The 18,177-nt window shown below is 71.5% G+C and carries 18 protein-coding genes; 2 read left to right on the top strand and 16 right to left on the bottom strand.

The genetic code is table 11. The features are described 5' to 3' along the window. Positions 1-36 precede the first annotated feature (36 nt). A complete protein-coding gene (locus ACIPSJ_RS09525; RefSeq protein WP_401344851.1) occupies positions 37-1,083 on the top strand; it encodes a chitinase in 1,047 nt (348 codons plus the stop codon). Positions 1,084-1,172: 89 nt separating this feature from the next. Here the strand turns inward: ACIPSJ_RS09525 and ACIPSJ_RS09520 are convergent, their stop codons facing one another. The 5 genes from ACIPSJ_RS09520 to ACIPSJ_RS09500 all read right to left on the bottom strand — a co-directional run bounded on the left by ACIPSJ_RS09520 (position 1,173) and on the right by ACIPSJ_RS09500 (position 7,457). After that, the gene (locus ACIPSJ_RS09520) at positions 1,173-1,622 is read right to left on the bottom strand and encodes an imidazolonepropionase-like domain-containing protein (RefSeq protein ID WP_401344849.1); all 450 of its coding nucleotides are present in this window, start codon (positions 1,620-1,622) and stop codon (positions 1,173-1,175) included. 7 nt (positions 1,623-1,629) lie between these two features. Then, positions 1,630-2,829: a cyclic dehypoxanthinyl futalosine synthase gene (gene mqnC / locus ACIPSJ_RS09515; RefSeq protein ID WP_359210281.1), complete on the bottom strand. Its 1,200-nt coding sequence runs from the start codon at positions 2,827-2,829 to the stop codon at positions 1,630-1,632. Positions 2,830-2,901: 72 nt separating this feature from the next. Further along, a complete protein-coding gene (locus ACIPSJ_RS09510) occupies positions 2,902-3,927 on the bottom strand; it encodes a prepilin peptidase (protein ID WP_401344847.1) in 1,026 nt (341 codons plus the stop codon). Continuing rightward, complete coding sequence (locus tag ACIPSJ_RS09505) at positions 3,924-6,878, bottom strand: hypothetical protein (RefSeq protein WP_401344845.1); 2,955 nt, start codon at positions 6,876-6,878, stop codon at positions 3,924-3,926. Before ACIPSJ_RS09505 ends, ACIPSJ_RS09510 begins: the two co-directional genes overlap by 4 nt. A gap of 228 nt (positions 6,879-7,106) precedes the next feature. Continuing rightward, complete coding sequence (locus ACIPSJ_RS09500) at positions 7,107-7,457, bottom strand: SsgA family sporulation/cell division regulator (protein ID WP_359210273.1); 351 nt, start codon at positions 7,455-7,457, stop codon at positions 7,107-7,109. Positions 7,458-7,693: 236 nt separating this feature from the next. On the opposite strand from ACIPSJ_RS09500, the gene ACIPSJ_RS09495 reads away from it, so the two are divergent. Further along, positions 7,694-9,238 carry a sigma-70 family RNA polymerase sigma factor gene (locus tag ACIPSJ_RS09495; RefSeq protein ID WP_401344843.1) on the top strand — a complete coding sequence of 515 codons (1,545 nt, stop codon included), beginning with the start codon at positions 7,694-7,696 and terminating at the stop codon, positions 9,236-9,238. Between the two features lie 3 nt (positions 9,239-9,241). Here the strand turns inward: ACIPSJ_RS09495 and ACIPSJ_RS09490 are convergent, their stop codons facing one another. From ACIPSJ_RS09490 to ACIPSJ_RS09440, 11 genes are all read right to left on the bottom strand, one after another. Further along, complete coding sequence (locus ACIPSJ_RS09490; protein WP_359210267.1) at positions 9,242-9,703, bottom strand: pilus assembly protein TadG-related protein; 462 nt, start codon at positions 9,701-9,703, stop codon at positions 9,242-9,244. After that, positions 9,700-10,128 carry a TadE/TadG family type IV pilus assembly protein gene (locus ACIPSJ_RS09485; RefSeq protein WP_359210266.1) on the bottom strand — a complete coding sequence of 143 codons (429 nt, stop codon included), beginning with the start codon at positions 10,126-10,128 and terminating at the stop codon, positions 9,700-9,702. Before ACIPSJ_RS09485 ends, ACIPSJ_RS09490 begins: the two co-directional genes overlap by 4 nt. Continuing rightward, complete coding sequence (locus tag ACIPSJ_RS09480) at positions 10,129-10,599, bottom strand: TadE family protein (RefSeq protein ID WP_393538199.1); 471 nt, start codon at positions 10,597-10,599, stop codon at positions 10,129-10,131. A 32-nt stretch (positions 10,600-10,631) separates the two neighbouring features. After that, the gene (locus ACIPSJ_RS09475) at positions 10,632-10,883 is read right to left on the bottom strand and encodes a hypothetical protein (RefSeq protein WP_355709657.1); all 252 of its coding nucleotides are present in this window, start codon (positions 10,881-10,883) and stop codon (positions 10,632-10,634) included. Between the two features lie 89 nt (positions 10,884-10,972). Further along, positions 10,973-11,896 carry a type II secretion system F family protein gene (locus tag ACIPSJ_RS09470; RefSeq protein ID WP_359210263.1) on the bottom strand — a complete coding sequence of 308 codons (924 nt, stop codon included), beginning with the start codon at positions 11,894-11,896 and terminating at the stop codon, positions 10,973-10,975. Then, positions 11,893-12,900 (bottom strand): type II secretion system F family protein, encoded by a 1,008-nt coding sequence (locus tag ACIPSJ_RS09465; protein WP_401344839.1) that lies wholly within the window; start codon positions 12,898-12,900, stop codon positions 11,893-11,895. The genes ACIPSJ_RS09470 and ACIPSJ_RS09465 overlap by 4 nt, the downstream gene beginning before the upstream one ends. A 6-nt stretch (positions 12,901-12,906) precedes the next feature. Then, entirely contained in the window at positions 12,907-14,214 is a 1,308-nt protein-coding gene (locus ACIPSJ_RS09460) for a CpaF family protein (RefSeq protein WP_401344837.1), read from the bottom strand. After that, positions 14,211-15,050 (bottom strand): hypothetical protein, encoded by an 840-nt coding sequence (locus tag ACIPSJ_RS09455; protein ID WP_355709665.1) that lies wholly within the window; start codon positions 15,048-15,050, stop codon positions 14,211-14,213. The genes ACIPSJ_RS09460 and ACIPSJ_RS09455 overlap by 4 nt, the downstream gene beginning before the upstream one ends. A gap of 17 nt (positions 15,051-15,067) precedes the next feature. Further along, entirely contained in the window at positions 15,068-15,799 is a 732-nt protein-coding gene (locus tag ACIPSJ_RS09450) for a hypothetical protein (RefSeq protein ID WP_359210254.1), read from the bottom strand. A gap of 445 nt (positions 15,800-16,244) precedes the next feature. After that, positions 16,245-17,219: a hypothetical protein gene (locus ACIPSJ_RS09445; RefSeq protein ID WP_401344834.1), complete on the bottom strand. Its 975-nt coding sequence runs from the start codon at positions 17,217-17,219 to the stop codon at positions 16,245-16,247. 62 nt (positions 17,220-17,281) lie between these two features. Further along, positions 17,282-17,944 carry a hypothetical protein gene (locus ACIPSJ_RS09440; protein WP_401346272.1) on the bottom strand — a complete coding sequence of 221 codons (663 nt, stop codon included), beginning with the start codon at positions 17,942-17,944 and terminating at the stop codon, positions 17,282-17,284. Positions 17,945-18,177: the final 233 nt, after the last annotated feature.

Below are 18,177 nucleotides of genomic sequence, written 5' to 3'. Positions count from 1 at the left end.
GCCTGAGACACAAATCACGAGAGCGGGTGCATCTTAATGCGGGGTTTCCTGAGGCCGGCTGCTGGGCTTACCTGCCTGTTTGCCATGGCAGTGACAGGGTGCTCCTCGGGCTCCGACGGCACGTCGGACGCGGCTCCCGCGCCGCCCAAGCAGGCCTCGGCCTCGCCGAGCGAGTCCGACGGGTCGGACACGTCGAGCACGTCGGGGACGGCGTACGCGCCCTACGTCAGCGCGACGGAGGCGGCCGACACGGACGACGCGGGGTCTCCGTCGACGTACAACCTGGCCTTCGTGATCTCCGGCGGCAGCAGCTGCACGCCGAAGTGGAACGGGACGACGGCGATCGGCAGTTCGGCCGTCAAGTCGCGGATCTCCGCGTTGAAGGAGGGCGGCGCGACGGTCCGGGTGTCCTTCGGCGGGGCCTCCGGGAAGGAGCTGGCGACGACGTGCTCCAGCGCGTCGAAACTGGCGGCGGCGTACGGGGCCGCGCTGGACGCCGCGGGCTCCACCCAGGCCGACTTCGACATCGAGGGCGACACCCTGACCGACTCCGACTCGGTCGCCCTGCGGTCGGAGGCGATCGCGCAGCTCCAGAAGGACCGGCCGGACCTGGAGGTCTCCTTCACCCTGCCCGTGATGCCGTCCGGGCTCGACTCCGACGGCCTGGCGCTGCTGGAGTCCGCGAACAAGTACGACGTGCAGGTCTCGACGGTCAACATCATGACCATGAACTACGGCGAGTCCTACGACGAGGACATGGGCGACTACGCGGTCACCTCGGCGAAGGCCACGCAGAAGCAGCTGAAGAAGGTGTTCGGGCTGTCCGACGCGGGGGCGTGGGGCGGGATGGCGCTGACCTCGATGATCGGGGTGAACGACGTGGACGGGGAGACGTTCTCGCTGTCGGACGCGGCTGATGTGCGGGCGTTCGCGGAGGAGAAGGGGGTCGCGTGGGTGTCGATGTGGTCGACGTTCCGGGATGTGCAGTGTGAGAGCGGGTCTGCTTCGCAGGATGACGCGGCGACGGACTGCAGTGGTGTGACGCAGAGTTCGGGGGCGTTCGGGAAGGCGTTCGCGGGCTGAGTGTCGTCTGCGGGCCGGTGGGGGCTGGTCGCGCCCACGCGGCGGAGCCGCACATCGGATACAGCCCCGCGCCCCTATCGGGGCGCTCACTACTTGCGTCTATGAACAAGGCGCCCAGCGCACACCGTCGCGATGCACGCCCCCGTCTCGTCGAAGACCGCCAAATCGGCCCGGCCCGCCTGCACGATCGCAGGCTTCCGGGCCGTGCCCGGCAGCACCACCACGTCGTTGCGTTCCGCTGCCGCTCGTAGTTCGGGTGAGTCGGCGTGCTGGTCCAGAATCGCTGTCGCCCCCAGTTTCAGTACGGCGTGGACGCGTTCGCGCGGGCTGGGGGCGTCCGGGAGGGGACCGTCGTGGACGCGGGCGGGGCCGAGGCCGCCCGGCCAGGTGCGCAGGCGCGCCTGGGGGAAGCGGGCGCGGAGGTCGTCGTAGGTGCCGACGGCGCCGATCCGGTCCCGTACGACCACCACGGCGCCGTTCTCGATCGGCTCGGCGGCCCAGGTGACGAAGACCCGGTCCGCCGTGTGAATCGTCTCCACGGGCAGATCAGTTGGAGGCGAGGAGCTTCAACTCCGGGTGGGCCGTGCCGCCCTCGATCGCCGTGGACGAGATGTGGGACATCACGCGCTCGTCGACCGGGTCGTTCGCCGGGTCGTCGTGGACGACGAGGTGCTCGTATGTGGTGGCGCGCTGCGCCGGGACCCGGTCCGCCTTGCGGATCAGGTCGATGATCTCCAGGCGGTTGGAGCGGTGCTTGGCGCCGGCCGAGGAGACGACGTTCTCCTCCAGCATGATCGAGCCGAGGTCGTCCGCGCCGTAGTGGAGCGAGAGCTGGCCGACCTCCTTGCCCGTCGTCAGCCAGGAGCCCTGGATGTGGGCGATGTTGTCCATGAAGATCCGCGCGATCGCGATCATCCGCAGGTACTCGAAGAGCGTGGCCTGCGTGCGGCCCTTCAGGTGGTTGTTCTCGGGCTGGTACGTGTACGGGATGAAGGCCCGGAAGCCGCCGGTGCGGTCCTGGACGTCCCGGATCATGCGCAGGTGCTCGATGCGCTCGGCGTTGGTCTCGCCGGTGCCCATGAGCATGGTCGAGGTGGACTCGACGCCCAGCTTGTGGGCCGTCTCCATGATCTCCAGCCAGCGCTCGCCGCTCTCCTTGAGGGGCGCGATGGCCTTGCGAGGGCGTGCGGGGAGGAGCTCCGCGCCGGCACCCGCGAAGGAGTCCAGGCCGGCCTCGTGGATCCGGGTGATGGCCTCCTCGACGGAGACCCCGGAGATCCGGGCCATGTGCTCGACCTCGGACGCGCCGAGGGAGTGGATGACCAGCTGCGGGAACGCGTCCTTGATCGCCTTGAAGTGCTTCTCGTAGTACTCGACGCCGAAGTCGGGGTGGTGGCCGCCCTGGAACATGATCTGGGTGCCGCCCAGCTCGACCGTCTCCGCGCAGCGGCGCAGGATGTCGTCGAGGTCGCGGGTCCAGCCCTTGTCCTTGTCCTTGGGGGCCGCGTAGAAGGCGCAGAACTTGCACGCCGTGACGCATACGTTCGTGTAGTTGATGTTCCGCTCGATGATGTACGTCGCGATGTGCTCGGTACCGGCGTACCTGCGGCGGCGTACGGCGTCGGCGGCGGCGCCCAGCGCGTGCAGGGGCGCGTCGCGGTAGAGGTCGAGCGCCTCTTCCGGGGTGATCCGCCCACCGGCGGCGGCACGGTCGAGAACGGACTGGAGGTCGGCCTTCTCGGTCACCGGGGCGTCCCTTTCGGCAGGGGTTGTGGGCGGACCGAACCAGCCTACGCCAGGGCCTGTCGCCGCCTGACCTCAGGCTGTGTACGCGCCGACCAGCAGACCCGCGAAGGCGCCCGCGATCAGGAACGGCCCGAACGCGATCGCCGTCTTGCGCCCGGCCCGCCGTACGACGACGAGCGCGCCGCCGTACAGGGCGCCGAGCAGGAACCCGGCGAAGGTGCCGAGCAGCACGGTGGGCCAGCCGTACCAGCCGAGGGCGGCGCCGGTGCCGAGGGCGAGCTTCACGTCGCCGAAGCCCATGCCGCCGGGGTTGATGAGGAAGAGCAGGAAGTAGCCGGCGCCGAGGGCGAGGGCCGCGTAGAGGGAGGTGCGCCAGTGGCCGGCGTGCTCGGGGAGCAGGGCGGCCAGGCCGAGGAGGGCGAGGGCGGCGGCCGCGAGGGGGAGGGTGAGGGGGTCGGGGAGGCGCTGGACGCGGAAGTCGACGACCGCGAGGAGTACGCCGACGGGGGCGAGGAGGAGCCAGACGGCGAGTTCGGGGCGGGGGCCGGTGGCGAGGGCGAGGGCGGTGCAGGTCAGGGCGGTGGTCAGGGCGAGAGTGGCGGGTGCGGGGTGGTGGGGGGTTGCTGTTTTTGTTTTCCCGCCCGCACCACCCGTGCGACTTTCGTCGTCGGGTGCGGGTGGCCCCTGTGGGGCGTCCTCGCCGTCGGCGGCTGCGGGTTCGGCGGTGGCGGGGGCGGGTGCGGCGGGGGCGGGTGCGGCGGTGGGGGCAGCGGGTGCGGCGACGTCGGCTGCGGGTTCGCCGTCGGCGGGAGCAGCGGATTCGTCGGCGGCGGGTGCGGGGACGGTGGGTGCGTCGGCGGGGGCTGCGGGTTCGGTGGGTGTCGGGCCCTCGGTTGGGGTGGGGGTTGGGCAGGCGGGGCAGGGGGTGGGGCCGAGCCAGCTTCGGAGGGGGTGGCCGGTGGGGCAGTGGGTGTGCCAGGGCTCGCCCGCCGGGGTGGAGAAGCGGTAGGCGGCGCGGGGCAGGAGGGTGCCCGTCGCCGCGCCCCAGAGGGCGGCGGTGACGGGCAGGGCGAGGTCCAGGGCGTCCAGGGCGGTCATCCCGTCGCGGCGGCGCCGTCGCGCCAGGTCGGGAGGAGTTCGTCGAGGAGGGCCTCGGTGCGCGGGGGCAGGCCACGGGCACCGCTGCGGGCGATGAGGTCGGCGGCGAGGGCGCGGACCCGGTCGGGGTCGCCGGTGGCGTGCGTGGCGCGCAGCAGCTCGTTCCAGAGGCGCTCGTCCGCCGCGGCGGTCTTCAAGGCCGCGCCGAGCGCCTCGATCGCCTTCTCCGCACGGTCCTTCTCCAGGTGGAACGCGGAGAGGGCGAGGCCGATGTCGGCGACGAGGAGCGGCAGCTGGGCGTCGATGATCTCGTGGGTGAGCCAGCGGTAGCGGCCCTCCGCGCGGTCGGCGAGCAGCGGACCGCGGACCAGGACGAGCGCGTCCGTGAGAAGCCGGCCGCGGACCGCGCGGCTGTCGACGCCCTTGCCCTGGGTGGCCTCGTGGTAGAGGGAGCGCAGCACGTCCAGGTCGGAGACGACGGTCTTGGCGAGCACGAGCCGGCCGGTCGCGTCGGTCCGCAGCCGCGGGCTGCCGTCGGGGTCGGTGCCCAGCCAGCCGCGCAGCCGCTCCAGGAGGGCGTCACGGACGTCCTCCGTCACCCCGCGCGGCCACAGCGCGGACGACAGCACGCGCGGGTGCACGCCCTCGCGGTGCAGGAGGAGCAGGGCGAGGGCCTCGTGGAGCAGGGCGCTGCGCTCGCCGTCGGGGGTGTCGAGGCCGATGATCTCGTACGGTCCGACGAGCCGCGCGTACACCGCCGGCCGGCCCTGTTCGCTGATGTCGACGAGGAACGGCGGCGCGTTGGTCGGCCCGTCCGGGTCGCGCTCGGGGTCGGCCTCGACGAACAGCTCGACGACCGCGCGCTGCTGCACGGCCGGCAGCAGCTGGGCGTCGAGTTCGAGGCCGAGGAGCGGGGCGAGGAGCTTGCCCTCCGGGGTGACCTCCATCGCCCAGGCGGCGCCGGGCAGGTCGCCGGTGTCGGTGCCGACCAGGTAGCCGATGCCCAGCCGGCTTGCGTCGGCCGCGAGTTCGGCGAGCCGCAGCGCGTCCTCGGCGGACGGCCGGCCGGCGAGCAGCACCAGGTGCGGAGCCCAACGGGTGTGCTGGGCCGGGCCGGTGCGGCCGACGAGGACCGAGTCGTGGCCGGCGGCGCCGAGCGCGCCGCGCCGCTGCCGGGTCTCCGCCTCCATCGTCTCGAACAGCGCGTCCACGTCGTCGAGATGGCGCAGCCGGTTCGGGGCGAGCGGGGTGAGGTCGGCGCCGAAGCCGACGAGGGTGATGGTCATCCGGTCCGACCAGCCGTTGGTGGCGAGTTCGGCGGCGACCGAGGCGAACAGGGCGGCCCGGTCGGCCTCGCGGCCGCTCAGCGAGACGATGCCGGGCACGGCCTCCAGGTTGAGCAGCAGCCGTGAGTCGTCCATGGTGCCGAGGCTGACCAGGCCGGGGTACGGCGCGGCGGTGTCGGTGTCCTCGTAGCGGGCGGCGTCCGCGCGGGACAGCGTCCAGAACGTGGGGTCCTGGCCGGGCTGCCAGGGCGCCGGCGGGTTCCCGGACGGCTGGGCGAGCTGGAGGTGCAGATCGCCGTGGCTGAGCCAGGCCGCGTAGACGACGGGCAGGTGCCGGGACTCGGCGGCGAGGGCGGCGGCCAGTCCGCGCAGCGACCGGTCGAGCAGTCGTACGCCCTCCGGGTCGGCGCCCACCAGCAGGGCGTCCTGGACGTCCTGGGCGTCGCCGGTCGGGGTGGGCGGCTCCATGCCGCGACGGCCGCCGACGGCGCCGAGTGCCGACTGCCACAGGGCCTGCCGGCGCCGGCGGCCGAGGGCGGCGAGCAGGCCGGCGGCGAGCAGGGGGGCGCCGAGGAGGGCCTCGGGCAGCCCGAAGGAGGAGTCGCCGGAGGTCTGGTGGGCGGCTTCGTGGGCGTGCGCGGCCGTACCGCCGTCGCCCGCGGGGCGCTGGGCGGGCACGGTGATCTGGGCGGTGGCGCCGTCCCCGCCCGCGTGCTGCCCGCCCTGCCGCTGGGCGTGGTCGCCGGTCCGGGCGTAGTCGCTGATCTGCTGCTGGACGTGCGGCGAGACATGCGCGTCGGGGTTCTCGACGAGTTCGCCGCCGTGGGCGTCGCCGGGCATCTCCATGATCCAGCCGGGGCGGATGAGGCTGGCCTCGGAGAGCCGGGAGCCGTCGGGCTGGACGCGGTCCTTGTTGAGCTCGTAGATCTCCTTGTACCGGCGGCCGTCGCCGAGGTGGCGCTGCGCTATCTCCCACAGGGAGTCGTGGTGGCGGCCCTCGGGCGGCTGGATCCGGTAGTACTTCGTCGCACCGTGCGCGCCGGTGCCGCTCTGCTCCGCCTGGGCCGCGACATGGCCGGCCTGTTCGGCGAGGGCGGCGGCGGTGCTCTTCGCCTGCTCCTGCTGCTGGGCGAGGATGCCGGGGGTCGCCTGGGCGGTGGCCACCGTGCCCTTCTGGTTGCCCTCCAGGCTGTGGCCGAGCTGCGAGAGGCCGGGGGTGAAGCTGGCGGCGGTGGCGCCGAGGAGCAGCAGCGCGGCGACGAGTTGCCGGGCGAGCAGCTGGCTGGGGCCGGCGCCGGGGACCCGGCTGGGCAGGCCGACGCCGGAGAGGGCCGCCTTGACCTCGACCAGCACACAGGCCGTGAACTGGGCCCAGGCCAGCCAGACGATGACCGTCAGCGTGTTGAGGAAGGTGTCGACGCCGATCGGCTGCGACAGCCAGTCCATGCTGGGCGCGCTGGTCGGCAGGGGCCAGCCGACGGTGACCGCGAGGGCGCCGGGGACACCGACGACGAGCAGGAGCAGCGCCACGAAGGCGAGGAACGCCTTGACGAAGTCCCCGAACGTACGCCGACGCAGCCGCACCGGCTGCGGGGTCCGGTTCCGCGGACCCGACGGGTTCCCCGCCGGTCTTCCCGTCGAGCTTGATGTGCTGCGTCGCGCCATGGCGGGTGTCCTGGGTCGTGTGGGGAGGAGGTGGGCCGGGGGCGCAACGAGCCTACCGAGCCCCCACCGACGATCCTATTGACTGGGACTGACAGCGTCGAAGGGGAGAGCGGCCAACAGCCGCCCCGATTGCCCCCTTTCGCGAATGGACACCCGAATGACAGGAGTTGTCCCGCCGGGCGCGCACACCACCCCTCCACACACTCCGCACACTCCCCCGCACGCCCGTCAGCCGCCGACCCGCAGCGACGACAGCAGGAAACGGGCGAGGACCGACGTGGGGAAGCTGATCGCCGCCACCCCTTCCTCCGCGCGGAGTTCGACGACCGTGCGCGAGGGGCCGTACGGCCGCACCTGCACGTTGCCGAGGGCGGCGGGGGTCTCCAGACCCTCCTCCAGCAGGGCCCGCGCGAAGGTCCAGGTGACCTCCTCGCCGTCCAGGGAGATCCACGGCGGGAAGACGAAGTGCACGGCCTGCGGGTCGGCCGAGGTGTAGCGGAGGGTCGCGGGGACCGCCACCTCCTGCTCGTCGGCGGTGAGCAGGCGGGCGCCGGTGGGCTGCTCGAGCGTGATGGGCACGGGTCTTCTCCCGGGGTGCGGTCCTACAGGTGGTCGTGCGCGTGGTCATACGAGTGGTCGTGCGCGTGGTCGCATAAGTGAGAGCAGTCGGCGGCCGGTTGATTACGCGGGAAACGCACGCGAGTTGAGTGACTTGTGTCACTTCTTGATGCCCTTGAAACTGTGCTTGAAAGTTTTGCCATCTACCCTGACAAACCCTTTCCCCGCCCCACGCCCGGCAACTGGAGCGTTCCGCCATGCACGACGGTTCCTCTGCAGTGATCAGCACCACCGCCTACGCCCGGATCTACGAGGAACAGCAGCCGCGTCTCGTCGCGTACGCCCGCTCCCTCACCAGGAACGCCTGGCTCGCCGAAGACCTGGTCGCCGAGGCGCACTTCAGGGTGTGGCGGCGGCTGGCCGAGGGACACGAGATCGACAACGTGTCGGCGTACCTGACGACGACGGTCCGGCATCTCGCGTACGCGGCGAGCGGGGCGCCCCGCGAGATGCCCCGGGATCCGCACGAGGACGAGCCCGCCGAGGCCGGCCGCCACGGGGACGACCCCGCCGAGCAGGTCTCCTCGGTCGACCTCCTCGTGCGCGTGCTGGCCCAACTCCCCGAACGCTGGGTCAAGGCGCTGTGGCTGGCGGAGGCGGAGGGACAGCCGCTCGCGCAGATCGGGCCGCAGCTGGGCACCAAGGAGGGCGCCACCGCCGTACTCCTGCACCGCGCCCGCGAGGGCATGCGGCAGGCCTTCCTGCGCACCCAGACCGGCGCCCCGGACGATCCCGCCTGCCAGGTCCACTGGAGCCGGATGCCCGCGTATGTGCGCGGCGCCGCGACGGAGCGTCAGTCCGACCGGCTGCTCGGCCATGTCGACACCTGCGAGGACTGCCGGACCCGGCTCGCGGCCCTGATGAGCGCCAACGACCGGTTGCCCGCGCTGGTCGGTCCCGCCCTGCTGGTGTTCGCGGTCGGCGGGGCGGCGGGGAAGTTCCTGCTGACCCTGACGGCCGCCGGGGCCTCGGCGGGCGCGCACGCCGGCGCGGGCGGCGGCGGAGGCGGGCTGCTGCACGGTGTACGGCGGGCCACCACCGTCGGCGGTACGAAGGCGCCCGTGGTGGTCGCGGCGGGCGCCATGGTGGTCGGCGTGGCGGCGCTGGTGCTCATCCTCGGCCCGGGCCGGTCCTCCTCGGTCCCCGCCCAGCGGACTCCGGTCGCGGACGCGCCGGTGGCCCAGGTGCCGGTGGCCGGGACACCGGCGGTGCCGACGGACGTCCCCACGACGGAGCCGGCGGCGGTCGCGGAGGGGAGCGACGGCGCGGGGACGGCCGAGGGCGCGGCCGGTCCGGTGCGTACGGTCGGGTCCGGGCCGTCGGAGACGACCGGGGCCACGCCGGTCCCCGGCGGAAGTGCCTCCACGGGTGGCGGGGGCGGCACCGCGGCGCCGCCCGAGACGACCGGGCCGTCGCCGTCACCATCGCCGTCGCAGCCCGTGGATCCCACTCCCCCGGCGGAACCCACCGAACCGGCCCCTCCGTCGCCCCCGGCAGAGTCGGCGGACCCCACTCCGCCCGCCGAGCCCACCGATCCGGCTCCCGTGGACACCCCGCCCGCCGAGCCGACCGACCCGGTCACCCCGCCGGACGACGACTGCCCGCCCCCGCCCCCGCCGAGCGACACCGACGGCCACGGCCACGGCCACGGCCGCAAGAGCAAAGGCGGCAGAGGAGCCGAGTCCGAGTCCGACGCGCGGATCCCGGCACAGCGGGACCACGCCTCGGAGAAGGACGGGTGACCCTCAGCCGACCTCGTTCTCGGCGGTCGCCTGCCCGTGCACCACGATCGCACCGCCGTAGAACATGCCCGTGAGGACCGGCTGGTACGTCAACTGGACCTCGACCTGCACCCGTTGAGGGTCGGCGGCGACACAGTGGGTGCCGGCGATGTCGGCGGTGGACATGTCCATCTCGCGGGCGAAGGTCTTCACCCGGGCGTCGCAGTCCTGGTAGTTGATGGGCGCGCCGCCCTGCCCCTCGTAGAGCGCGGCCGTGTCGATGTCCTGCGCCGCGTAACGCGCGGCCTGTTCCGCGATGTCGGCGGCCCGTTCGCGCTTGGAGATGGACAGGCCGCCGTCGATGACGAAGGCGGAGAGGGAGAGGAAGACCAGCGCGAAGATGATGACCGCGCCGGCGCCCGAGCCCCGGTCGTCGAGACGGAGCCGGCGCGCGGCCCACCAAGTACGCAGCACGGCAAGGCTCATGCGGCCCTCCGGAACGGGTCGAGCGGTGAGGAGAAGCTCGCGGTGAGCGTCGTCGGGATGTCCAGGCCCAGCATGGCCAGACCGCGCACCTCGCAGCTCACCTCGACCGTGAAGATGCTGTCGGGTTCGAAGCCCTGGCTGGTCTGTACGACGGAGACCGGGCCGGAGCAGACGTCCGACAGGTCCGCATCGGCGGCCTTCTGCGCTTCCGACATGGCCGTGGCGTGGTCCTTCTGGATGGACCCGGCGCGCGCCGCGTCCCGCGCGGCACCGTCGATCGCGCCCCGCCCGTCGACGAGTTGGCCGAAGGCGACCAGGACGAGGATGAACAGGATCATGACCGGGGCGAGGATGACGACCTCGATGGTCGACAGCCCCCGGTCGTCCGGAGTTCTTGCCTGAGAGGCGTTCCGCGGGGAGGACATCTAGTTCGTATCCTCCACGAACCGCTCCACCGGCCCCGACGACTGCGCGTGCACCGTCAGGTCCAGGCCCGGGAAAACCGTCGGGATGCGGGCCGAGATCTCGACGCCGACCGTGTTCTGCTCCGGCTGGATCGTCTTCACGTCGGGCGACAGGACCAGTTGCGGCCCGAGCTGGCTGATGTAGGAGTCGACCACGTCCTGGGCCTCGCCGCGCCAGGCGCCGGGCTCCGCGTCGGCGGTGGCACGGGCCTTGCGGGCGCCGGCCTGGGCCGCCGCCTGGGCCACGTGGTCGGCGAAGAAGTACAACGCGAACTGCACCGTCGCGAAGATCATGAAGAAGAGGACGGGGGTGAGCAGCACGAACTCGATGGCGGTCATCCCCGAGTCTCCCGAGCCGCCCGAGTCGCCGCGCGCGGCGGCCGCCCGGCGGCGTACCCAGCCGCGCAGACCTCTGCTCACGCCCACCAGCATCCCCGTCACCCCCGTCGTACGTACGTCGTCGATCAGCAGGTTCCGCTGGCGTTGGCGCCCTTGATGCAGTTGCCGACCTTGTTGGCGCCGTCGCTCAGGGCGGCGTTGATGATGGCCGCCACCACGCCGACGATCGCGACCACGACCGCCGAGATGATGACCCACTCGACGGCGGAGGCACCGCGGTCGAGTTCGCCGGAGCGGGCGCGCTCCACGCGGGCCTGCAGGAAGGTGACCAGGAAGTCCATGGCCGGGATCCCGGTGCTGAAGTTCCGTCGGTTCATGATGGCTTGTCCTCTCGATACAGCAGTTGGCGAAGGTTCTCGAATCAGCTCGTCTCAGCTCTTCTCGCCTCGTCCCGAGGCACAGAACATCAGCTCACCTGGAACACCCGCATCGCCGCCGGGAAGATCAGGAAGACCAGGAAGCCGGCGCACAGCAGCAGCTGGGCGACGAGCATCGACTGGGACTTCTCGCCCGCGCTGCCCTCGATCTCGGCGAGTTCGCGGTGGCGCATGGTCTCGGCGCGGGAGGCGAGGGACTCGCGGACCTTGGCGCCGTCGTCCGCGACCAGGGCCAGCGAGGCCGACAGGTCCTTCAGTTCCTCCACACCCAGTTCCTCGCCGAGCGCGCCGAGCGCCTGCCACTGGCTGACGCCGGTGATCCGGGCGTCGGAGAGGGCGTTGCGGATGCGCTGGTTGGCCCAGCCGTCGGAGACCTCGGCGGCCGCCATCAGGGCCTCGGGCAGGCCGCGGCCGCCGGCCAGGCTCATCGACACCAGGTCGAGGTAGGCCCCGATGACCCGCCGGAGGTCCCGGCGCTTCTCGGCCGCGTCCCGTCGTACCTCCAGGTCGGGCAGGAAGAAGAACAGGGCCGCGCAGGCCAGGGAGAGCCAGACCGGGATGACCGGGCTGTGCCCGAAGCCCATGGTGTAGACGACGGCGAACAGGAACGGGCCGAAGATCAGGCCGGCCGCCGCGAGCAGCACCTTGGTCGCCAGGAACTTCTCCCAGCTGCGGTCGAGCACCGCGAGGTCGGCGCGGAGCGAGCGCTGTTCCCAGCCCTGCTGCCGGTAGAACTCGGCGACCCGGTCGCCGACCTCGGCCCGCAGCGAGCCGAGCCGGCCGGTGTCCCGCGTCTGCCGGGCCGACTCGTAGGCGGCGCCGCGCGCCCGCATCGCGTCGATCCGGGCGACCTGCGCGACCGCGCTGCGCTTGGACGGCATCAGGGCGCGGATCAGGGCGTAGACGCCCAGCCCCAGGATCACGCCGACGACGATCGGCATCGTGAGGTTCATCGGCGGGCCCCGTCCTCGGTGGGGAGCTGTTGCTGGCCCGGTGCGCCGGGAGCGCCTGGTGCGCCCGGCGCGCCGGGTGCGGTGCGGGGCGGTCGTACGAACTGCACGGAGGACTGGTCGCGGACCAGGAACCGTTCCGGGGTCTCGATGGTGGACAGCTTGCGCAGCCACCAGAAGCCGAGGGCGAACAGCCCGCAGACCAGGGCGAGTACGAGCTGGCCGACGGCGGTGCCGTACGGCGACACGAAGTCGCGGTTGAACACGGCGAGGCCGAGCACGAACGCCACCGACACGGCGACGACGATCTGCACCGACCGCCGGGTGGACGCCCGCTGGGCCATCACGCGCTGGCGCATGTCGACCTCTTCACGGGCCGACTTGGCGAGCGCGCCGAGCACCTGGCGCAGACCGGGGCCGCGCAGCCGGGCGTTGAGGATGAGCGCGGCGACGATGATGTCGGCGGACGCGTCGTTGATCTCGTCGGCGAGGTGCTGGAGCGCGTCGGGCAGCGGGGTGCGGGCGCGCAGCCGGTCGACGAGGGCGTCGAGGTGCGGCCGCAGGATCGGGGCCGCGGCCCGCGCCGAGGCGGGGATGGCCTGCTCCAGGCCGACCGCGCCGGCGATCGTGTCGCGCAGCGACTCCGTCCAGGAGGCCAGCGCCTCCACACGCTTCATCGCGGCCCGCTCCTCGGCGGCGCCGCCGAACAGCTTGTCCCAGAAGAAGACGAGGACACCGGCGGCGAGGCCGGCCACCGCCCAGCGGGTCAGCAGCAGCACGACCAGCCCGATGATGGCCGCGAGGGAACCGCGCTGACCGGCGAACCGGATCAGCTCGGCGGCCCGTTCGTTGGCCTTCTGCTTCTCGTGGTCGAGCTTGGCGGGCAGGCCGCGGATCGCCAGGATCAGCAGCGCGAGTCCGCCGCCGACGGCGACACCGCAGCCGAGGGCGATGAGGACCGACGTGGAGAAGAGCCCGCCCATGGAGCCCAGGGAGTCCAGGTTCATGTCACGTCACCCCCACGCCCCGTGCGGCTGGTAGCCGTAGGCCATCAGGTCCTCCAGGCAGGCTATGGGCGCATGCGGTACGACCCGGCCGTCGTGTGCCTCCGCGAAGACCTCGCTGGACAGCACCCGGCCGTCGACGCCGTTGACCTCGCGGACCGAGGTGACCATGCGCTGGAGCCGGCCGCCGGTCTGGTAGTCGTTGCGCCGCTGGATGAAGACGACGAAGTTCACCGCGCCCGCGATCAGCATCTGGCTGGCCTCGATGGGCAGCCGCTCGGAGGCCTGGAGCGCGTACGTCGAGATGCGGTTGAAGACTTCGCTGGAGCTGTTGGCGTGGATGGTCGACAGCGACCCGTCGTTGCCCTGCGACATCGCGTTCAGCATGGTGACGATCTCGTCGCCGAGGACCTCGCCGACGATGACCCGGGAGGGGTTCATACGCAGGGACCGCCGGACCAGCTCCGCCATGCTGATGGTGCCCTGGCCCTCGGAGTTGGGCAGCCGCTCCTCGAACGCCACCACGTTGGGATGCAGATCGTGGAAGGTGTCGAGCCCGAGCTCCAGGGCCCGCTCCACGGTGATGAGCCGCTCGTGCGGCGGGATTTCATTGGCGAGCGCACGCAGCAGCGTCGTCTTGCCGGCGTTCGTGGCCCCCGCGATCATGATGTTCTTGCGGGCCCGGACGGCGCAGGCCATGAAGTGCGCGACCTCGGGCGTCAGCGTGCCGTTGCCGACCAGGTCGGAGATGAAGACCTTGCCCATGCGGGCGCGACGGATGGAGAGCGCGGGCCGCCGGGTGACGTCCATGACGGCGGAGAGCCGGGAGCCGTCGGGCAGCCGCAGGTCGAGTTGCGGATTGGCGGAGTCGAACGGGCGGGACGACAGCCCCGAGTACGCGCCGAGCACCTGGATCAGCTCGATGAGCTCCTCGTCGGTCTCGGCGACCGGGTCCGCCTTGACCTCACGGCCGTCGCTGTAGCCCACGAAGACCTGGTCGCACCCGTTGATGTCGATGTTCTCGACCTCCGGGTTGTCGAGCAGCGGCTGCAGCCGCCCCACGCCGAACAGCGCGGCGTGCACGGCGGCGGCGTACTGCTCCTCGGTCTCCGCGTCCAGCGGGGTCCGCCCGGCGTTGATCTCCGCGCGGGCGTTCTCCTCCAGAATCTGGGCTATGACCGCGCGGGCGTACTGCCGTTCGTCCTCGGTGGACATCGGCGTCACACCGGACGCCTGGTCCTGGCGGCGCTGCTCGGCGATACGGTCGCCGGCGTCCTGCCGGAACCGCTTGACCAACTGGTGGTCGACAGCGGTCATCGGCCGGCCCCCGCGTGGGGCGCCTGGTTCGGTACGGACCAGGCGGCGCCGTACTGCTGGTGGAGGTCGGCGGTGACCTTGCGGGCCGAGCGGATGAGCAGGGACTTGTCGAGCCGCCCGCGCTTGCGGCCGGCCAACTGGTCGGCGCCGGACGGATCATCGGCGATGGTCCCCACCACCCGCGCACCGGTCTGGGCGTGTACGAGCATGTCGTTGACCTGGTTGACCAGCTTGCCGGAGCCGGCCGGGTCGGCGATCAGGACGACACCGATCAGCGGGGTGGCGAGGGCGGCGGCGCCGCGCGGACCGCCGTGCAGCTTCTGCGCGAGGGCCCCGGCCCGGTCCCGGACCCGGGCGAGCGCCTCGGGCTCGGTGCGCGAGACCAGCAGGACGAGCGCGGCGTGCGGGAACATCTCCACGGCCGGGGTGTCGCCGCTGATCCGCCCGCAGTCGGCGATGACGTCGGCGGGGGCGTTCGGGGAGTCGGCGAGGGAGGCGAAGGCGTGCCCGAGGGTGGGCCACAGCCCCGCGAGCCCGGCGGCGTGCTCGGCGATACCGAGCCCGACGAGCACCTCAAGACCGCCGCTCAACGGCTGCACATGGTCCCAGAGTTGATCGGGCACGAGCCCGCGCCGGGCCGTGGCCGCGATGGACAGCATCCCGGTGTTCGGATTCAGTGGTCCGCCGTGCGCGGCGGCACTGCGGTAGACCAGGTCGCCGCCGGCCGGGTCGGCCTCGGCCAGCAGCACGCGACGCGGCCAGACCGCGGCCAGCGCGACGGCCGCGGTGGTGACGCCGGGGGAACCCTTGTCGGCGGCGATTGCGATGAGCGCCATGGGGTGTCGGCCGCCTTCTAGTTGCCGTTGCCGGGGACGCTGACCAGGGCTACCTGGCCGTTGGACGCGGCCTGGGCCAGGTCCGCCGCCTTGTCGGTGTCGACGGCGAGCGTGATGGCGTAGTTGGTGCTGCTGACGAGGTCGCCGCTCTTGGGGGACGGCACGGAGGTGACCTTGGCCTGGCCCACGATCAGCGAGCCGCTGTCGTCCGCGGAGGAGGAAGAGGAGGAGGAACCGCTGGTCGAGGAGGAGTTGTTGGTGACGACGCGGTAGGCGGCGACCGTGTCGCCGACCTTGAGGCCGTTCGGATACTGGCCTTCCTTGAGGGCCAGTCCGACGGTGGCCTTACCGGTGGCCAGCCCGCTCCCGCTGCCGAACATCTCGCCGACGGCGACGGCCCCGGCCGGGATGGTGTTGATGGCCTTCAGCTTCTTCAGGTCGGCGAGCTGGGACCACCTGACGTAGTTGATGCTGTCGTCGGCCGCGACCATCACGGAGGTCACGTTGCTGTTGGTCACCGAGGACCCGGCGGGGATCTCCTCGGTGACCTTGACGACCTCGATCCGGTTGCCGGCCTGCAGCACGAGCGTCGTCGCGCCCAGCGCGCCGAGCAGGATCAGCAGCACCGCCAGCGCGGCCAGCGCGGGCTTGCGCTCCCGGGGGGCGGTGGGAAGCCGGTCACCGACCGAAGGCTGAGCCGGACCGGCGGAACGACCGGCGCCCGCCCCCGTACGCTCTTGGATCTTCACGCAACCGCTCCCCGTTACAACCAGACTTCGTCTGTCAAGAACCCTGAAACACTGTCAACGCCCTCAGCACCGTGAAAGCGGACACTCCACACGAACCACCCCGACTCGGCCGATTACTGTGCCGCAGGGCGAGTGTCAAGCGATCGCACCGTATCAGTCACCCATAAGCCCCTCAAGGCGCGCCCGAACACCTTGACCTCACCGAAATCGTCGTTGCGATCTGCAACGGCGGGGTGGGGTGGGCCTGTTGGGAATAGGGGGACATCGGCGGGGTCTGGACTGTGCGCGGGCGAATCCAGAACGCCCACGTCACACCCCACCCCCGCTCCCTCCCCTCACCGGCCGCCCGTGAGGCCTGCACGAATCACTCACATCGATGTGACCGACACATGCCACGACAGGACGGGTCCCGGCCGCTCCGGGCGCCTCCGCCCGCCGGCGTCCGCTACCGGTTCACCGACTGGATCTCATGGACCGCCACATCCTGCTCGAACGTGGACAACCCGTCCGGCAGGCCCGGCTGTTGCGCCGGTCCGTCGGGGTCGGCGGAATCCGTCCAGGTCACCTTCCAGGTGATGGCGGCCTTGAAGGGATAGGTGCCGCTCCCCGACGACCTCAGGTACGTCACGTTGCAGCCCGCGTCCTTGCTGTCGACCGTGTACCCCTTGTCGCCCTTGACCAGGTCGTACGTACAGGTCTGCGGGTCCGCGTCCGCCGTTCCCGCGTCGATCCGCAGAGCCACGGGCGTCGCGACGGTGGTCGCGGCCATCTGGACGCCCTTGTAGTCGATGCTCGCGGTCGTCCAGACGCGGTCGAAGTCGCCGTCGAGCTTGACCCTCGTACCGAGGTTCACGACGAGCCGGTCGCCCTTGGGGCTCAGCTCCACCGGCGGGGTGGGCAACTTGGTCGAGTTGTAGGCGAGTTCGGAGAGCGTCTGCGGGGTGAGCTGGTGCGGGTCCTGCTTCGGCTGGGCCTGCGGGACCCAGATCTCCCAGTTGTCGGGGGTGACGGGGCAGGCCTCGTTGTAAGCGTCGTCACGGAACTGCACCTGCCACCACAGGCCCTTGTCGCCCTTGTGGTAGTCCTCTTCCTCCCGCTTCTTCGCATAACTCGCCGCCGGCTCCTGCGCACCCTTGTACGCGGACTTGATGAACTCCTCGTACTCCTCAGGCGTGTACATCGGCTCGTACCAGCAGACCGGTGGCTTCCAGTTCGCGTTCGAGGACGTGGCTTTGGCGGTGGAGCTGGAGGAGCCGCCGGTCTTGCTCTGACGGACCTGGATGTGGGCGCCGATGGTTCCGGTTCCGGAGCTACCACCGGAGCCGGAGCCGGAGCCGGAGCCGGAGTTGGACGGCGTCGGCTGGATGTTGCCCTCGTCGCCGCCGAGGACGGGGTCACCCGCATACGCCGGAGTGCCCACGCCAAGGGCAATGACAAGGCTGACAACCGCTGCCCGCAGGAGGGGACGAGCCACTCGAGCGCCTACCCCTGTACGCACGAGGCGTCGCCCTTCTTCCAGCTCTCCTGCGTGACCTGCCAGTCGCCGGCCGAGTCCTTCGCGACCTGGAATGTATTAAGGATGAAGTCCTTGTCGCTCGGCTTGGTGACCTGCACCTTCTGAGTCTTGATGACCTTGCCGTACGCCTTGCTCTGGTCCTCGCAGTAACGGGCCGCCGCGGTCTTGCCGTTGGCGATGTCGGTGACCTCGAAATCGAAGTACCGATAGTGCCCCGTCACGGTCAGCCCTTCCTTCTTGAGCTCCGCGACCCTGTTGATCCAGTAGGTACGGGCGTAACCGGCAAAGTAGCGATTCAGATTGGCGGTCTGCCCGTTCCCCTTGGCGAAAGCCTCGAGTCGAGCCTGGGCCGAGTACGCAAGGTCACGCAGAACCGCGTCCTTGACACCATCTCCCGTCGCCTTCCGGTCGACGGTCACGGTGATGTCCGACGGGAAGTCGAAGCCCGGCGCGTTCTTGTCGGCCGACGCGGAAGCAGAGGGCGACACGGAAGCCGACTCGCTGCTGTCCGCCCCCTTGATCTTGTCGTTCGCCGAGCTGTTGCCGGAGTCGCTGCTGCAACCGGTCACCGAGACGGCGAGAGCGGCAAGAAGGCCGGCCACAGCCGTCCTCCGTCGCGTGGTCAGCATGAGTGCTTGTCCTCAGAGGTAGATGGTCGGCGTACCAAGGGATGATCCCATGAGTGACAGACGCGGGACCAAGCCCCTTGAGAGACCGATGCGACTCCGTGAAGTCCGTGAAGTCCGTGAAGACATCTTCACAAGCGGAAACCGGACGTGTCCGCCAAGGGCGGTCGGCCGCCCGGCCGAACCCTCAAACCTGAGGACGACAGTGGATACAGGGTGGACTGTGACCGCCTGAA

Origin of the sequence: Streptomyces sp. NPDC090088 (assembly GCF_044747345.1) — a bacterium.
GTDB lineage: Bacteria > Actinomycetota > Actinomycetes > Streptomycetales > Streptomycetaceae > Streptomyces.
This window is presented reverse-complemented; position numbering and strand designations above follow the sequence as displayed.

What these genes read in the sequence shown, in the direction of transcription:
- ACIPSJ_RS09525 (WP_401344851.1), top strand. Translation starts at nt 37, where the DNA reads ATGCGGGGTTTCCTGAGGCCGGCTGCTGGGCTTACCTGCCTGTTTGCC.
- ACIPSJ_RS09505 (WP_401344845.1), bottom strand. Translation starts at nt 6,878, where the DNA reads ATGGCGCGACGCAGCACATCAAGCTCGACGGGAAGACCGGCGGGGAAC.
- ACIPSJ_RS09455 (WP_355709665.1), bottom strand. Translation starts at nt 15,050, where the DNA reads ATGGCGCTCATCGCAATCGCCGCCGACAAGGGTTCCCCCGGCGTCACC.
- ACIPSJ_RS09440 (WP_401346272.1), bottom strand. Translation starts at nt 17,944, where the DNA reads ATGCTGACCACGCGACGGAGGACGGCTGTGGCCGGCCTTCTTGCCGCT.
- ACIPSJ_RS09510 (WP_401344847.1), bottom strand. Translation starts at nt 3,927, where the DNA reads ATGACCGCCCTGGACGCCCTGGACCTCGCCCTGCCCGTCACCGCCGCC.
- ACIPSJ_RS09495 (WP_401344843.1), top strand. Translation starts at nt 7,694, where the DNA reads ATGCACGACGGTTCCTCTGCAGTGATCAGCACCACCGCCTACGCCCGG.
- ACIPSJ_RS09485 (WP_359210266.1), bottom strand. Translation starts at nt 10,128, where the DNA reads ATGTCCTCCCCGCGGAACGCCTCTCAGGCAAGAACTCCGGACGACCGG.
- ACIPSJ_RS09465 (WP_401344839.1), bottom strand. Translation starts at nt 12,900, where the DNA reads ATGAACCTGGACTCCCTGGGCTCCATGGGCGGGCTCTTCTCCACGTCG.
- ACIPSJ_RS09460 (WP_401344837.1), bottom strand. Translation starts at nt 14,214, where the DNA reads ATGACCGCTGTCGACCACCAGTTGGTCAAGCGGTTCCGGCAGGACGCC.
- ACIPSJ_RS09490 (WP_359210267.1), bottom strand. Translation starts at nt 9,703, where the DNA reads ATGAGCCTTGCCGTGCTGCGTACTTGGTGGGCCGCGCGCCGGCTCCGT.
- ACIPSJ_RS09480 (WP_393538199.1), bottom strand. Translation starts at nt 10,599, where the DNA reads ATGCTGGTGGGCGTGAGCAGAGGTCTGCGCGGCTGGGTACGCCGCCGG.
- ACIPSJ_RS09470 (WP_359210263.1), bottom strand. Translation starts at nt 11,896, where the DNA reads ATGAACCTCACGATGCCGATCGTCGTCGGCGTGATCCTGGGGCTGGGC.
- ACIPSJ_RS09475 (WP_355709657.1), bottom strand. Translation starts at nt 10,883, where the DNA reads ATGAACCGACGGAACTTCAGCACCGGGATCCCGGCCATGGACTTCCTG.